General features: G+C 40.5%; 9 protein-coding genes. All 9 read right to left on the reverse strand.

Translation table 11 applies throughout. The features are described from left to right. Nucleotides 1-63 precede the first annotated feature (63 nt). Nucleotides 64-2,631, reverse strand: coding sequence for a glycoside hydrolase family 3 C-terminal domain-containing protein (locus tag H3Z82_RS08710; protein ID WP_182205006.1), 2,568 nt, complete (start codon nucleotides 2,629-2,631; stop codon nucleotides 64-66). A 2-nt stretch (nucleotides 2,632-2,633) separates the two neighbouring features. After that, the gene (locus H3Z82_RS08715) at nucleotides 2,634-4,928 is read right to left on the reverse strand and encodes a GH92 family glycosyl hydrolase (RefSeq protein ID WP_220459153.1); all 2,295 of its coding nucleotides are present in this window, start codon (nucleotides 4,926-4,928) and stop codon (nucleotides 2,634-2,636) included. Between the two features lie 9 nt (nucleotides 4,929-4,937). Beyond that, a complete protein-coding gene (locus H3Z82_RS08720; RefSeq protein WP_182205015.1) occupies nucleotides 4,938-5,807 on the reverse strand; it encodes an alkaline phosphatase family protein in 870 nt (289 codons plus the stop codon). 22 nt (nucleotides 5,808-5,829) lie between these two features. Next, on the reverse strand, nucleotides 5,830-8,190 hold the full coding sequence (locus tag H3Z82_RS08725; protein WP_182205018.1) for a glycoside hydrolase family 95 protein: 2,361 nt from the start codon (nucleotides 8,188-8,190) through the stop codon (nucleotides 5,830-5,832). A gap of 7 nt (nucleotides 8,191-8,197) precedes the next feature. Beyond that, nucleotides 8,198-10,003, reverse strand: coding sequence for a right-handed parallel beta-helix repeat-containing protein (locus H3Z82_RS08730; RefSeq protein ID WP_182205020.1), 1,806 nt, complete (start codon nucleotides 10,001-10,003; stop codon nucleotides 8,198-8,200). Nucleotides 10,004-10,057: 54 nt separating this feature from the next. Then, a complete protein-coding gene (locus tag H3Z82_RS08735) occupies nucleotides 10,058-11,416 on the reverse strand; it encodes a Gfo/Idh/MocA family protein (protein WP_182205022.1) in 1,359 nt (452 codons plus the stop codon). A gap of 12 nt (nucleotides 11,417-11,428) precedes the next feature. Continuing rightward, entirely contained in the window at nucleotides 11,429-12,499 is a 1,071-nt protein-coding gene (locus H3Z82_RS08740) for an endonuclease/exonuclease/phosphatase family protein (RefSeq protein WP_182205024.1), read from the reverse strand. Between the two features lie 538 nt (nucleotides 12,500-13,037). Beyond that, nucleotides 13,038-14,576: a RagB/SusD family nutrient uptake outer membrane protein gene (locus H3Z82_RS08745; protein ID WP_182205026.1), complete on the reverse strand. Its 1,539-nt coding sequence runs from the start codon at nucleotides 14,574-14,576 to the stop codon at nucleotides 13,038-13,040. 10 nt (nucleotides 14,577-14,586) lie between these two features. Beyond that, nucleotides 14,587-17,886: a SusC/RagA family TonB-linked outer membrane protein gene (locus H3Z82_RS08750; protein WP_182205028.1), complete on the reverse strand. Its 3,300-nt coding sequence runs from the start codon at nucleotides 17,884-17,886 to the stop codon at nucleotides 14,587-14,589. Nucleotides 17,887-17,945 lie beyond the last annotated feature (59 nt).

Genomic DNA, 17,945 nt, shown 5'->3' on the forward strand with positions numbered 1-17,945 from the left:
CATAGCTGTTAAAAAGGTAACGAAAAGATTAACGGTTTTTGTGGTTAGAAGAGTCATGGTGTATTATTCTACGGTTAATAAAGTCTTGTTAGTGGTTGTTGAGCTGTCCCCAACATAAATCTCAAATATCCCAGGTTCAATAAAGGATTCGCCTTGATTATTAAATATGGATATATCTTTAGGGGTGATATCAAATCGCACAACTTTTGATGTTCCCTTCTTCAAGAAAACCTTCTGGAAGCCTTTTAGTGATTTTAACGGGGTTGTAACACTTGCCTCTTTATCATTTACATAATACTGAACTACCGTTTCTCCGTCGTAATTTCCATTATTCGTTACTGTAACTTCCACAAGATTTGATTCGGTCTTTTGTTGCCTATATTTCAATAATTGGGGCTTCGAATAGGAAAAATCAGTATAACTCAATCCGTAACCAAAAGGATAAAGCACTTCGCCATCAAAATAACGATAGGTGCGACCTTTCATATGATAGTCCTCAAAAGGAGGCAAATCATCAATTGATTTGTAATAGGTTATGGGTAATTTCCCGGACGGATTGTAATCTCCAAAAAGAACATCAGCAACAGCATCGCCACCACCCTGTCCTGGATACCAGATATTAAGAATGGCATCAAGATGTTCCTGTTCCCAATTAATGGTCATGGCGCTACCGCCGGTCAATAAAAACACTACTGGCTTGCCCAATTTGTGCAATTCCTTGAGCAGTTCCTGTTGTACTTTTGGCAAATCTAAAGTAGTGCGGTCGCCTTTATAAAAGCCTTGCACATCCACGGGCATTTCTTCGCCCTCCAATCGTGCCGTAATGCCGCCCACATAAATCACAGCATCACTTTCCTTGACACTTTGAAACATCTTTTCTTTGCCCAGTCTATGCTCCAAATCCCACATTAATTGAACAGAAGCCATCCACGGATTGGTACATTGATATTCTATGACGAATGCATATTTCTTGTTTTTTTCTACAAATAGTGTTTTAGGTTTAGGATCTGAATCCTCTTGACTTACCATAAATTCCTTGCCATCCACAATCAATTTGTAGCTTCCGCCGCTCTGAAGCACATTTAAAGCGACTTCTCCGGTGAAGTCAGGTTTTAAAATTCCAGAATAGCGAATTGAGAAATCGCCCGGGGTCAATACAGGAACAGGTGCTGCACCACCCCACTCAAAATCGACAAAATTCACAGTACTTACAACGAATGGATTACCTTTCAGGTTGGCATTATTATAATATTCGGCGGTCACTTCTCCACTGTAGAAATCATCTCCAACGACATCAAAAATTGGTTGGTCATCAATAAGATTGACGCCTTTAAAGTAATGGACTTTCGTTTGCTTGGACACCTTATCTTTGATGCCTTTCAATATTGTTTTTGAATGGTTTGGTGTTCCGAAGTAATTTCCAAGCACAAAATGGCGGTCGTTGGCATTTGGCCCAATCACCGTAATATTTTTTATGTTTTTTGATAATGGCAAAATTCTATTTTCATTTTTTAGCAACACCAAGGATTCTCGCGCCGATTGCAGTGCCAATTGTTGATGTGCTTCAGATTCTATTACGGACTCAGGGATATCTGAAAACGGTGTTTGGTCTAAAGGATTTAAGAGCCCCAATTTGAGCTTGGCGACGATCAACCGTGTTAAAGAGGTATCGATTTCTGCTTCTGTAATCAAGCCTTGTTCCACCGCATTGGCTAAAGTTGCATAACTCGTTCCACAATCTAAATCGCATCCTGCTTTCACCGCTAAAGCTGATGCTTCCTCGGCAGTTGCCACAATATGATGGTATTTATAAATATCCAAAACGGCACCACAATCCGAAACGACATAACCCTTAAATCCCCATTGATCCCTTAAGATATCACCCAGCAAAAGTGGACTTGCGGTAGCCGAAGCCCCAAGGTACCTATTGTAAGCAGACATGATAGAAAATGCCTCCCCTTCCACTATGGCCGCTTCAAAAGCTGGCAAATAGGTTTCCCATAAATCTCTTGGATCAGTATAGGCATCAAAACTATGTCGGTTGTACTCCGGACCGCTATGTACGGCATAATGCTTGGGCGTGGCAATGACTTTAAAATAGTTGGGGTCATCACCTTGCAAGCCTTTTACAAAAGCTACGGCCATCCGGGAGGTTAAAAAAGGATCTTCACCGTAGGTTTCTTGACCTCTCCCCCACCTTGGGTCTCTAAAAATATTAATGTTGGGCGTCCACATGGTCAAGCCCTGATAGCGGTTGCGCTGCCCCAAGGCGATACTTTGATTGAACTTTGCCCGTGCTTCGGTACTAATGGCGCTGGCCACATGATTAAGAAGTGATACGTTAAAAGTAGCCGACATCCCGATAGCCTGTGGAAATGATGTTGCTGAACCAGCTCTGGCGACCCCGTGCAAACATTCATTCCACCAATTATATTTTGGAATTCCCAGACGTTCAATTGCCGGAGCCACATCTTGCATTTGCCCGATCTTTTCCGATAAGCTTAAGCGATTTAATAAGTCCTCTGCCCGCACCTCAATCGCCAACGAGGGATCTTGAAATGGCAGATTTTTTTGTTGTCCGATGATGCCTAATGGGACTATAAAGAAGATGAGTTTTAATATCGCTTTCATTCCTAATTTATTTTAGGATTATTACCCATGACAATTTTAAGAGTACTACCATTTTTAATATCTGAATGCTTAAAAAACAGCCCATTTTGTTTCACATCATTCACATAAAACGCTTGCACATACTTGTTCTCAGGACTGTTGTTTTCGGTGATGATGGTGAAATTTTTACCTGAATCCAATGGGATTTCAACTTTATCAAAAATAGGGCGTCCTATAGTGTAAACGGGATTTCCTGGTGCCACTTGATAAAAACCCATCGCATTTAATATATACCACGCACTCATTTGTCCACAATCTTCATTGCCAATAATGCCATCAGGTTCTGAGGTATAAAAATCATTTAAAATTTGATCGACCAACTCTTGGGTTTTCCATGGTTGACCCGCATAGGTGTACAAGTAAGCAACGTGATGACTCGGTTCATTACCGTGCGCATACTGGCCAATCAATCCTGTAATGTCACTGCTGGCATCTTCGCCAACAATTTCCGAAGAGGTGGTAAACAGGGTGTCCAACTTTTGGGTAAACCGCTCGCGACCGCCAGACAACTCGATAATGCCGTCCACATCGTGAGGCACAAACCAGGTCCATTGCCAAGCATTGCCCTCGGTATAATCTGACTCTTTGTGACTGGAATATCGAGGATTAAAAGGAGTTACCCAAGAGCCATCTTCATTTTTACCACGCATAAATCCTGTGCTCGGATCAAAATAATGTTGGTAATTTTTAGCTCTCTTTTCAAAAACAGCAACAAGGGAATCATTGTTGTTTAATTTTGCAATTTCGGCAATACACCAATCATAATAAGCCATTTCCAATCCAAAGGACACCGACTTTATCAGCTTATCTGCGGGGAAATGTTTATTGGCATTGGCATACTTATTATACAATGGCATCAAGGATTTTTTCTTCGGATTGAGCGCATCGTCCTCAACAATCCAAGGTTTATATAAGGCACTGTTTAATGTGGCCTCCAAAGCCAATGTCTTGTCTATTCCAGGAAGGTCTTTTGACAGCGCGTCTGCAATATTTGCTACCGCTGGATAGCCTACCATGGTTCCTGTATAGTTTGAAGCCAATGGCCACATAGGTAAGATGCCACCTTCCTGATATTTCAACATCAAGTTATTGACCCATTCTACCGATTTTGGTTCGTCAATAATGGTCATTAACGGATGAAGACCTCTAAACGTATCCCATAAGGAATACACAGTATAGTTGGTAACGCCTTCTGGCGATTGATGAATTTCCTTATCCATGCCTCGGTAGCGCCCATCGACATCCTGATATGTCATCGGCGCAATCATGCTGTGATATAAAGCGGTATAAAAAATGGTCAGATCGTCCTCATTTTTTGTTTGAACCTTAATCTTCTTAAGTGCCTTTTGCCAAGCGTCTTCAGTGTCCACTCTTACCTTATCAAAGTCCCAATGTGATAATTCTGTAGCCAAGTTATTTTTAGCGCCGTCAGTATCAACTGATGAAATACTCACGCGAACCTGAAGGGGTTCATCAGCCTTCAGGGCATCAAATTTCAGATAGGCATAAACATCTTGACCTTTCGCGATGGCGCGGTTGGAGACATTTACAGAATCGATATTGATCTGTTCCACTGCAAACGGACTGGAAAATTCGGCATAGAAGTACACTTTGTGGTCATCGGCCCATCCTGTGGTGTGCTTGAGGCCTCTAATCGTGACACTATCCACAACCTCCAGCTCATTATGCACATTACTGTTGCCCCATGTTCTTTGCAAGGTATGGGCCAAGTCAAACAAGACTCGTTTTTCCGTATCGTTGTCAAAGGTGTATTTATGCAGACCCACCCTCTCGGTTACTGCTAATTCTGCTGTGACGTCATAGTTATTAAAGGCCACTTTATAATACCCCACTTTTGCTGATTCGTCTGCTTTATTGAAGGTCGCTATCGGTTTTTTGTCAATATCATCTGTAAAGGGCAAGAGCAGAACATCGCCCATATCGCCTATGCCTGTACCGCTCAAATGTGTGTGCGAAAACCCATAGATGGTGCTGTCATCATAATGGTAGCCACTGGAAGCATCCCAACCGTTCAATTTGGTATCCGGGCCCAATTGCACCATGCCGTAAGGCCGCACAGGACCGGGGAAGGTATGTCCATGAAAGGCTGTACCGATAAAAGGATCGACGTAATCAATGAGGTTGACGGATACTTTATCTGTTTTCTCAGGTTCCGATTTACAGCCTAAGAAAAGTATGAACACTACAATCCAAAGTCCAAAAGGATAGAAAACCGATTTCATCTCAGTATTGTTCATTTTAGAAATCTATTTCAACCCTGATACATTTCCATCCAATTGCCACTCGTCTTTAATGGCAATCTCTAAATGTTTAAGTGCGGTTACGGCTACATCAGTGATATAAACCTGTTTTTGAATTTCTCCTTTCTTAACGTCTTTTCCAGAAGCAATATAAAATATGGTAGTATGTTCAGGCGTTGCTTCACCGTGATTGGTCCCGCTACCACCATGATCGGTAGAGACTAAAATGAGCCAGTTTTCGTTGGCATAATTTTTTCGTTTTTTAAGGGATTTCAGAATCTTGCCAATATTTTTATCCGATTTTTCAATGGCCTTAATATATTTTGGATTATCTGGCGTAAACCCAGTACTATGACCCGCATGATCCACATTGTCCAAATGCACAAACATCACATCAACATCTTCATTTCTTAGAGTCTTGCTAACACTTTTAGTGACTAAGCCATCGGTCAATTTGTGTTTCATAACGGTGGCGTCATTATTATTAAGGATCTTATGAATTGGAGACCAATTGATAATGGAATACGTGCGTAAATCGGGTTGTTGTTGTCGTGCCAAATTAAAGAAATGAGGATATTCTTCAGTATTAGGATTTTCATAGCCATTGCCATAGACGTTGTGTTTCTCTTTCCAAACGCCAGTAAGCATGCTGGTCCAACAGACACCGCTCCAGCTCAGATCGTCCGTTTTTGCTTTGAATGAGTAAGCGCCGTTTTCCCATAATTGATCGAGATTTGGAGTTCTGGCTGCCAATAAAGCGTCCGGTCGGGTGCCATCTATGCCAATGATAAGCACTTTGTTTTGTGCTTGAAGTTGTCCGAAGGAGACTATCGCTACAAGAGCTATGAGGCTGTAATACTTAAATTGAAATTTCATATGATTCTATATTTTTAATATTTTAGTTTTTGTCTGAATAGGTATAAATACCCTCGGTATTTAATTTAAAAGTCAATCTTTCATTATTGACTTTTAGTTCGCCGGACTGATTGGGTTTTCCAATAATTTTTGCTTCCACAACAAGTCCATCTTTCCAAAGGATATCGATTTCAAATCCACCTCGGGCTTTTAGGCCTTTGACTTCTCCTGTTGGCCATACATCGGGTAATGACGGTAACAGCTCAATGATTCCTGATTGCGACTGGAGCAACATTTCCACCATTCCGGAAGCGCCACCCATATTGCCATCCAATTGAAATGGCGGATGCGCACATAGTAAATTGGAATAGGTTCCACCTGCCGTTGACATTTCAACGCTTGTATCAGAAACAGGTTTTAATAAGTTTTTTAGCATTTTGTGCGAACGGTTTCCATCGTTGAGACGTGCCCAGAAGTTCATTTTCCATGCACGCGACCAACCTGTTCCACTATCGCCACGAGCGTTTAAGGTAACTCTTGCCGCTTCGGCCAATTCTGGAGTTTGAGCCGTTGAGATTTGATTACCTGGATGTAATGCGAATAAATGGGAAACATGACGGTGATCGCTCTTTGGGTCATCCACATCTTCGGTCCATTCCTGTAATTGATCCCAAGAACCAATTTTAGGTTTTAAGATCGCATCTCTGGTACGTTTTGCTGTTGCGGTGAATTCATCATCTATCTCCAGCACCTCAGCAGCTTTAATACAGTTGTTCAAGATATCCCAAGCAATCTGATGGTCCATAGATGCGCCCTCTGATATCCCACCGTGTTCTGGAGAATAAGACGGGGTTGACACTAAGTTCCCATTATCATCCATGGTCAGGTAATCGATCCAAAACAGGGCAGCTTCCTTCATAACGGGATAAGCATTTTCTTTTAGATAGGTTTTATCTTGAGTAAAGTCGTAATGGTCCCATAAATGTTGTGAAAACCAAGCGGCACCTGTAGGAAAGAATCCCCAATCCACACCCCATCCCGGCGAGGTGTAACCATAGGCATTGGTCATGGTATTGGTCATCCAGCCTCGGGTATTGAAAAATTCTTTGGCAGCCAATTTCCCAGGTTCTACAAGACTTTCTATAAAGTCCAAAAACGGCACGTGACATTCTGAAAGATTGGTCAACTCTGCTGGCCAATAGATCATTTCCAGATTGATATTGCTATGATAATCGGCGGCCCATGGCGGATTGGTGGAATGGTTCCATTTGCCCTGCAAGTGCATGGACATGGTGTTGGGGCGACTTGCCGAGATCATTAAATATCGAGCATATTGAAAATACAAACTCTCTAAAGCATTGTCGTCTGAGCCATTGGCGTAAGCAACCAAACGTTCGTTGGTAGGAAGATCAACTTTTGGACTTTCGCCCAAATTCAAGCTCACCCTATCAAACAAATTAGAATAATCGCTGATATGCTCCTTTTTCAAATCTTCATAAGTCGAGTTCTCCCATTTCTGCACTACTGCGTTATTGGCCGCTTTATAATCATTACCCTTATAGGTCGGGTAATTTAGTGTATAAGCGGTAGCAGATGTGTTTAGAATGATGACATCGTTCGCATCCTTTATATAAATAATCCCATTCTTATAGGTGATTTGTCCATCTGATAATTTCAAAGACAGTTTTGTTTCAAATGGCATTCCATTATCGGCAACTTTCCCTTCAAAGGCAAAAACACCATCTTTGAAATCCTGTGAAACCATGACATGTGGACTATCAAAACGGATTTCATAATCTGTCTTTTTTGAACTTTCAAAACGATAGACCATGGTATTACTCGGATAATTACCAAAATACGTTCGGCTATATGTTTCATTCCCGATACTGTATTCTACCTTGCCCAAAGCATTGTTGATGTCAAGACCGCGTTTGTAATTGCTAACGTCTCCAGAATGGCCCACCTTTATGAAAATATCTCCCATGGTTTGTTGAGCGCCATAATCACCAAAGTCGGCATTGTATTGCTTACCAGTGTCGATGATTCCGGTGAACTGGGATTGGGTAATTCTATGGGCCTCTGCCTTCTTTCCCTCTTTCAACAAGGTCCTAACTTCTGACAGGTGTTTATGGGCGTCCTTTCGAATTCCGAAATTATAGTTGGGATTGGAGTCAGGCCCGCCAGACCACAGCGTACCCTCTGAAAACTGAATCTGTTCTTCTTGCAGGCCTCCAAAAAACATGGCACCTACATAACCGTTTCCAATAGGTAGGGCTTGGGTCATCCAATTGGCAGCGGGTTCGTTGTACCATAAATCCATTGATGATTTATCTTGGGCACAAGAGGAGAACATCAATAAAGTGAGAGACGCGACAAGTGTTTCTTTAATTTTCAATTTGGTCATTTGTTTATTAATATTTAGGGTTTATTTGTTTCGAATCCTTAACAATAATGTCATTATTAGACATGTTTTTAGTCGTAGTCATCGCTTCAAAGTTATTACTATCGAATTTTTCCAAGATAAGACAAACCTCGGTACATTGATCAAAATAAAACGAAGGTCTCCCTGCTTTTAAATGTTCAAAAATATCTGAAACCACTATTTTATTATATTCAAATAGAATTCCTTTCGTGCTTTTCGCCTTTAGAATCGGAGTGTCAAATGATTGAAACAGATTGTCCTCAATAACAATATTTTCATGTACAAAATAGTTGGGTACTGTTTCATGATTCTCTGGCCAGATATTAATTATGTAACTGTCTGGCGACTGATTATAACCGCATTCAATAAACTGGTTTCCCCTAATGGTGACATCTCTCACGGCACCAGCCTCATACCAACTGGACGCATCATTGGCAATTAAAATGGCGTGCATGCCTGTTCTATAAAACACATTATTTTCAATGACACTTTTTCTTCTGGTGGTTAGTAAAACGCCCCTCGTGTTTGTACCGGAAAAATAATTATCCTTGATGGTTACTGAAGGCGTCCAAGTGATATTCTCAACCACATCATTTATTTTTAAGTCGTTCGGTAAATCTTCCATCAACACGATTTGCACAATCCTATCGCTAATTTTTGCGACCTTCTTTACGATGCCCTGACCATAGACCTGCAGACTTTTAGAATGGGTAAAATTTAAAGTATCACCTTTAAAAAAAGCATCAAAACCATAAGTTTGATGGTTCATAAATTCCAAGTTGACAATATTATGAGCTAGTTTTTCTCTAATTTTTAAATGGGTACCGTGAATGTTTACAGCATCGTCATGGGCACCATTAGTGGTACAATTTTTAATTGTGATCTGTCCTTTACAACCTGAAAAATGGAAAGCATCGGCAAAGGCAGCAATTAGTCTTCCGGTTTCTTTTCTGGGTTGGACGTTAACCGCATCAAATGTGATGTTATCAGAGAATTGACTTATGATGCCCATGCCGTGCATATAATGCATGTTCACGTTTTTTAACTCAACATTCTTGCTATAAGCAATAAAGCCTCCCACTTGATCTCTAATCGGATCTCTAACCGTTAAAACCTGTCCTTCTTTATAATTAGCTTTTGAGAAATCGCCTGTAAAGACCACCTTATAGGGTGCAATTTTTTCTGCTTTACTTTTTAATAGAGGACCAAAATCGCTGTAATACCAAGCTGCCATTTCAGGATCTACTGCAATGGTGTGGTGTTTTTCGAGTGTCCAATTGTCGCCATAAAACTCGATCTGATGTTCTATAATCCTAAACGTAGAACTTGGGTTGATACTTGCCGTAATGCTATTAGTCGAAACCGCTTCGAGTTTCAGCTCGGACATGGTCGCCCGTTCATAGTCAAAACTGATGTTTTGCATGATAATGTTCTTGCAATTCACAAACGCAAAATTGATCATTTTCCCGTGCATGATAAAAAGAGCTCCGTTGCCTTCAATAGTGATATTCTCTAAACCCTCCAATAATAAAGCTATGGTTTTTGTTTTGGAAGGGCATTCAATTTCACTTGAGGTATTTGAGATAAAATATTCGCGTTTTGGTGAATGTTCTGGCCAAAAATCATATCTACCCTCTTGAAATTTGATGGTCACATTAGAAAACTTAGAAACTTCTTGAATCAAATCATTAAAAAATGGCGCCATATCCTTTGACGTATTGGGGATGATTCCAAAATCCTCAGCTTTGATAAGCTTCTTATGTTCTTGAATCTGACTTGCCGTATTTGACTGCATGCAAGTAGGCATCAAAATCAAGCATATAATAAATAAGTGATTTTTCATATACTGTCAAAACTCTTCATTCATCCAAGTAAATGGTTCTCTCTTGATCCACTTCCCTCTGGTAAAATCTGGAAAATCTTGAGGTTGTCCATTATTTTCTATAGACATTTCAGATAAAGGGGTGACGGCACTCCAAGCGGCGGCATCGTAAACATCCATTGGCGGTGCAATATTCCGTTTTGCCGATTCGACAAAAGCATTCAGAACAAAGTGATCCATACCGCCATGACCGGCACCTGAAGCCATTTCTCCATATTTTTTCCATAAAGGGTGATCGTACTTTTTAAGCCAGTCATCGGCATCATCCCATTGATGTGATTTTGACTGCCCTTCAATGTAGATTCTATTGCCATCTACTTCCCACAAACCATTGGCACCTTGCACTCTAAACCCTAAAGAATATGGCCGTGGCAAATTACAGTCGTGGGTAACAATAATGGTTTCCCCTAAAGCGGTTTCAATGGTGGTTGTAATGACATCGCCTTGTTTCCATTTGAGCTTGGCATTAGGATGGTCTTTTCCGCCGTTCTTAACAATGTAATTATTTAGTCCGATGGCTTTTGTAGCATTTGAGGTTAAAGATGAAAACCGATTGCCCCGATTAATATCGCACATCACGGCAATTGGTCCCACTCCGTGAGTAGGATAAACATCGGCGTTTCTTAACAATGAATGCTGCGTACGCCATCGTGCTTCTGACATTCCTTTTTCACCGAATTCAACCCCGCCACCGTAAATTTGCTTGCCATTATTAAATTTAACGTCGCGCAAATCGTGTTGGTACCCGCATCTAAAATGGACCAATTCTCCAAAAACATCCTGTCTCACCATATTTAAAACGGCCATAACATCACGACGGTAATTCACGTTTTCGAGAATCATCATATGGGTGCCTGTACGTTCGTGGGTGTTGACAAGATCCCAGCACTCTTCCATGGTATTTGCTGCAGACACCTCAACACCAGCATATTTCCCAGCCAACATGGCGTCTTTCGTCATGGGCACGTGCCATAACCAAGGCGTAGAAATGACTACGGCCTCTACATCCTTGTTCTCTAATAGGTTTTTATAATCGTATTCACTTTTATTGTAGATTTCAGGGCGTTTAAACCCAAACTTATTGATCTCTTTCAAAGCATTTTTTATGGCTGCTGGATCGATATCGCAAATAGCGGTAATTTCCACATCCTTTCTTTTCACGGCATTTCGTACATGTTCCATACCACGACCTCCTACGCCTATAAATGCTAACTTAAGTTTCTGTACGTTATGGGTTTGGCTGACTCCAAATGTTAATGATGGTGTCAAGGCCAAACCTGCCGTAGCCACCATGGTTTGTTTTATAAAATTTCTTCTTGTTTTCATTGCTGTTTCTTTTTATTTAAAGCGTAATGTGACTTGTACCGCCTTATGATCTGAAGGCCATGCTAAGGTATCGGCCAAAAAATGATCGCCAGAGGTATGGGTTGTTGTGAGTTCATCAAAAGCGTAAGATTCTTTTGGTCCTACCAACGTGGCAAACGTGGTTTTAATGCCATTTCCTTTATAAAAGATATAATCAATCCGATCCCGTTCATCCGATAATGGGGTCCAGCTTGTCGAGCCCTTTCCATGGGCTTTTGAAGGCCAGGTGATGCCAGGATGAGTCAATTCATCAGGATGAAATTCGCGATAGGCATCTGTAAATCCATTTTGATATAAGGCATAAGTACTTGGCCATTTTATAACTACCCCATTATGATCAAATCGTTGCGCTGCTTTTTCAGTCCAATCCAAATGCGAAGGTTCATTAAAATCGCCCATCAAAATGACAGGATTGGTTTCGTCTTTCACGGCGTTTAGAAATGCTTGAATTTGCGCCTCTCGCGTTGATTTTTGATTGTAAGCCATAATCGCATCCACATCGGTAATGGGCGCCTTGTTTCCTTTTCTGTCCTTGATAAAATTCCAATTGGGCGTGCCACCGTAATAAGCTCGTGGCAAATAGCAGGCATAACCCGTATAGTCGAGATGCGCAACCGCCACCACAATAGTTTGTGAGTCCACTTTCACATTAAATCTCACCACTGAACCCTCGCCATCAAATATAAGATGGGAAGCTGTAATGGGAAATTTACTGATCAGGGACACATCACCGCCCGCAAACATGCCAGAGTAATGACTTCCTTTATCGGCTAATTTTTTTACAATTTTTGAAGTCCAATCCTCACCTTCGTAATTTCTGACTTCGGTAAAGCCCACAAGATCTGGATCGGCTTCAATGATGATATCCCGGATTTTATCCAGGCCATTTTCTACCATCGTGCCTTCTTGCCAAATATTGAAGGTCATCACTTTGAGATCTTTGGTGCCTCCATCGACATCCGGTTTTTCAGATTGTTGTTTTTCGAAACCTTGACATGAAAAACAAATGAGAAGGAGACCAAGTAAGGCTGCAATTTTATTCATAATTAATATTTTACCTATAGCATTTTACGCGTTATAAGAGATTTTTGAAAGGTTCACTTTTAATTTTTTGTTGTTTCAACCCTATGCGCTTCCCAACCAAACCTATCAAGTTTCAGGTTTGTTTTTGCCTTCACACCATAATTGACAACTTTGGCCTAAAAGGAGTGAATCAAGCTGTTATAAAGTGAGTCTCGGTTTTAAAATAATCCACAAGCAGGTGCTATCGGCGCAATGCCGATGACTTTAACTTTACCATTTTCTGCACTTACCTTGTGGATGGCTAAGTGTTCTTCTCCTGACCAAAAAATCGAAAATCGAAGCAGTTTCATTCTTGGCAGTCATAATAAATACTGACCGCACGGTTTCTTCTTATTTCTGTATTTTTGAGTTATAGGAAAAGTTATCCTACAGTGATACAAACAATACTTCAAAAATAGTTTCCGGCCATTGGATAAAACTATAAAGTAAATAGCAAAACCCAATGGTTTCCGTAAACTAAGGTGCGTACTATTGCATGACTTCCTTATAAATTCTGTTTTTAATACCCGGTATTCTGAGTTAAGTTAGGATTATTTATAAGTTCAAAATCAGGAATTGGCCATGTGTAATCTCTTGGTGCCGTAAAGGTTCTATTTTCCAAAGGCTTAACGGCCTCTGCTGGCTTGTTCATTGTTTCTTCCAATAAGCCCCAACGGTGATAATCATAATACAAGTTGCCTTCTCCAACCAATTCAATTACGCGTTCTCTACGTATGATCTCCCTAAAGCTTTCCTTTGTTAAACCTGCCAATGCTATTGGTGGGACCGCAATATCGCTACCGTCATCGGCTGCACCTTTTCCTGCACGGGTACGAAGCTCATTCAAGTAGTCCAATAATTCTTGGCTAGGGCCATTCAGCTCGTTCTGTGCTTCGATGTAATTAAGATAGACTTCACCTAAACGCAGGATGATGTGATCGGCATGGCTTCTATCTGATTTTTCATTCGGATCAATAAATTTTCTAAAATTATACCAAGTGCCCGTATTAATAAATTCAGCGCCTTCATAGACTACATCTTTTGTCCAGTCGAATACGGTTTGCTTCAACCTTGGATCCCTGTTTTTGAAAGGTTCATCGGCGTCATACAAGGTACTATTTTCAATAGCAACCCCATTGATGTCAGGATATTTTGCCACTAATGCCCGTGTTGGTGAATAAGTATTATAACTACCATGGAAACTCGGTGGCCCTAATCTAGTTCCTAAATTATGATATTCGCCTTCTTTATCGGCATTGATTCTCGCCAATATGACTTCGTTGCTATTATCTCCCTCTGGGCGAAAAAGCATAGTATAATTGGGATGTAGGCCAAATCCACCTTGTTCAATTATGTCTTTAGAAATATTGGCACTTAATTGGAAATCATCCTGATTATCATTTAAGGTCCCTTCGTACAATAGAATACGGGATTTTAAGGCCATAGCCGCCCACTTTGTAATTCTACCCCCTTCAGGATTGTAATCTGCTGCTGACAATTCAGTAATGGTATGATCCAATTCTGAAAGGACAAAAGCCAAAACCTCAGCTCTAGAGTTTGGTTTAACCCGACCATCGGTAACTTTGAGAACTTCTGTTACAATCGGGACGCCTCCAAAATGATACATAAGTTTGTAATGCGCCCAAGCTCTAACAAAACGCCATTGGCCGGTATACTTATCCAGCTCATTGCCACTAACTGGAGATTTTTCGACATTGTTCAAAAACCAATTGGCCTCTCGAATATTCTGATAAGCATCGGTCCAAAGTGAATTAACAACATCCGAACCAGGATTGATACCTCCTGTTGCAATTTCTTTGGTGGAGCCGGTTTGACTAAAAAGCACTTCAGTAAACCCATCCCACTCTATCTTATCGTTATTTTCCAAAGTTAAATAAGCGGCATTGGTAGCCATTATAACCTGCTCTTCCGAAGTCCAGAACTCATCTTCAGAGATGGATGAAACCGGCAGCGTGGTCAAGTCATCATTGGAGCAACCCACCAATAGCAGTGCATTTATGACTATTAAAACTTGATATATATATTTGAATTTTTTCATGATGTTTATATTAAAAATTAACATTTAATCCCATTGAAAAGGTTTTTAATGGTGGAATACCCAAACCACTGGATTCGGGATCAAACCCTGGTCTAAAATCAGAAACCGTAAGTACATTGGTACCCTTAACATAAATTCTCATTTTCTTGATGAAATTCTGTTCCTTCAATGGCAGGTTATAGCCTAATTGAACATCTTTTAACCTTAAATAAGCAGCGTTAAATGCCCAAAAACTGGAAGTGGTATTAAAATTTCTAAAATATGTTTGCTGCCCGTAGAGTAAAACCCGCGGATAGCTACCGTCTGTATTTTCAGGACTCCATGCATCCGTAGCTTCTTGCGGAATCCAGCTATAGTTTCCGAAGAGATCAGTACTTCGGTATTGTTTGGTTTTCCCTACGCCCTGAAAGAAAGCTTGGAAATCGAAATTTTTATATTCGGCACTTAACCTAAGGCCCCAATTAATCCTTGGTACTGTTTCTGCGATGACCACTTGGTCTTTAAAATCTAATTTTCCATCGCCGTTGACGTCCACATATTTAATATCTCCTAACGATGTATTGGGGTCTGCCCCAGAGGTAATAGCCTGCTTGTAGGCTTGCAACTCGGCATCTGAAGAGATAATACCATCGGCCTTATAGCCATATACAGCGCCTAACGGATCGCCAATTCTATAGTCTGTACTGTATTCTGAAAAGGCATCAGTAAGATCTAAGATTTCATTCTTATTATACGATGCATTGGCAGAAATGCCATAGCTAAAGTCTTTAGAAACAGCATTACGGTGACTAAGTGTGAGTTCCACCCCTGTATTTTGGACTCTTCCCGCATTAATAGCAGGACCATTTCTATCGGTGCCCACGGTCCCAGGAACTGGGCTTGGCAAAAGAATATCATCGGTGATTTTACGATAGACGTCAATACTTGCGTCCAAGAGACGATTTTTTATACTAAAATCAACCCCGATATTCGCAGTTTTGGTGGTTTCCCAACTTAAATCCCTAAATGGCAATTCAGCTTCATTTGCCGTAACACCTACAGTTTCATTCAACCCAAAATAGTATTGGCCAAATAAGATATTGGAGAAGTAGGTTCCATCTACCCTGTTATTTCCAGTAACCCCGTATGAAGCTCTTAGTTTCAAATAATTCACTGTTTCTGAAGTGTAAAAATCTTCTCTCGAGATTAACCACCCTGCAGAAGCAGCTGGAAAAAACCCATATCTGTTTTCAGGGGCAAAAATTGACGCACCGTCATAGCGTCCCACTAAGGTTAAAAGGTATTTCCCAGCATAATTATAGTCGATACGTCCTACGGCAGATTGCAAGACGTTTTCGAAGGTATTACTACTTAAATTTGTGATGTCCTCTTTATCACCTGAATTGGGTGCATCAAACTCAGACAAATAATCGTCAAATTGGAAATTTTCGCGACCCGCCGTTAGAAATGAATCTTTATTAAATTGGACATCCCAGCCTCCAAGGATATTGAAGTAATGGTCTCCAATTTCTTTTTCATAACTTAAAAACGTTTGCGCATTGATTTGTCTATTATCATTGTAGGTTTGATTTAAATTATTAAACTCTGCAAACCATGATGGTCCCCCACTAGCTACTGCCCGATAATTCATGGCCGATGACTTTTGGTTGTAGAAAATACCAGAATAGTTTCCTTGAACATGAAAGCCGTCAAATAGCTCCCAATCCAAACTCAGGTTAGCAGAAAAATTCTTTCCGACCGTCCTATTTTTACCGCCACCAAGCTCCCAAAGTGGATTATTGAACCATCTGAAATAATCACCTGCCTGACTTTGGTCAGAATACACAGCGTCTTCTTCATCGCCCATTTTTATGGGCATAAATGGAGCAGTAACATTGGCGTGTAGATAAATATTATCCATCCCGTCGTTCACACTAGGCGTGGTACTATCGGTAATAATATAGCTTATATTTGTTGCCAACTTAAGATTATCGGCCAACTGTGCGTTTAGGTTGGCGCGCAGGTTATAACGTGTATTATCAATGTTTTTTACCATAATACCATCCGCATTTCTATATCCCAAGGATACATAATAGGATGATTTCTCACTGCCGCCTTGAGCACTTAAAAAATGACTATGAGCAAATTCTGTTTTGAGTATTTCATCAACCCAGTTGATATTGGCATAGAAATGTTCTTCTCCGGTTCTGAAATAATTGATCTGTTCTTGTGAGAATAAAGGATCGCCGCCAGAATTTACAGAAGCTTCGTTCATGATCCTAGCAGATTCAATGGAATTTACAAAAGATCTCGTGGTGGTGACGTTACTCCAACTACTATAGGTTTCATAGTTAAAGGAAGCTTTTTCATTATCTCCGGTTTTAGTAGTAATCAACACCACACCGGCTGCTGCTCTGGAACCATAAATTGCAGAAGCAGCGCCATCCTTTAAAATGGAGATATCTTTAACATCCTTAGGATCTATCGTTAAGGCATCTTGTGGAACACCATCTACTATAAATAACGGCGTATTATTACCAATAGTCGTGGAGCCACGAATCAAAAAGCCAATCCCTTCGTTATAACCGGCGTCTCTTACATATAGCCCCGGCGCCCTACCTTGAATGGCAGCACCAATATTGCCCTCTGTAATATCTCCCAAATCATCAGTGTTTACAGTACTAATCGCGGAAGTTACATTCACTTTCTTTTGTGTTCCATAACCTACCAGCACCACCTCATCCAACACATCTGCGTCTTCAATCATGGTAATATTAAACACTTTGGTATCTCCAACTACAATTTCTTGGGTAACAAAACCCATATAGGAAATGACTAAGACAGATTGTTTAGACTGCACCTCCAGAGAGAATTTTCCATCAAAATCTGCGGTTACACCATTTGTAGTTCCTTTTTCAAGGATACTTGCACCAGGTAAAACCATTCCGTCAGCATCGGTCACCACACCTTCCACCAAAGATTGAATGGCTACTAAGGGCGTGTTTTTGACATCCTGGGCAACGACCTCCATTTTTTTAATAATTATGGTGTCGTCAGAAAATATGTAATCAACACCAATGGGTGTCAAGATATTATTCAATAAGTCTTTCGTTTTGATTGTCCCCTTTTCAACGATGATGTGAGGTGCATCATTGACTAAGTCATTGCGATATACAAAACGGTAATTCGTTTGTTTATTAATCAGCTTAAAAACCTGTTTTACATTTAAGGTTTGGTTGCTATTAATAACAATATTGGCATTTTGGGCCAATCCATCGTTAGGGCCTAAAGCAAAGACCACCGTACAGCATAATAGAAAAAAGGTTTTCATGATCAGTTTTAATAGATTCCTCGGATAAAGGAATGCCATTTCAGGATAAAATTTCATAA

The sequence above is a fragment of the Gelidibacter maritimus genome, from assembly GCF_014062315.1.
GTDB classification, from domain to species: Bacteria; Bacteroidota; Bacteroidia; order Flavobacteriales; family Flavobacteriaceae; genus Gelidibacter; species Gelidibacter maritimus.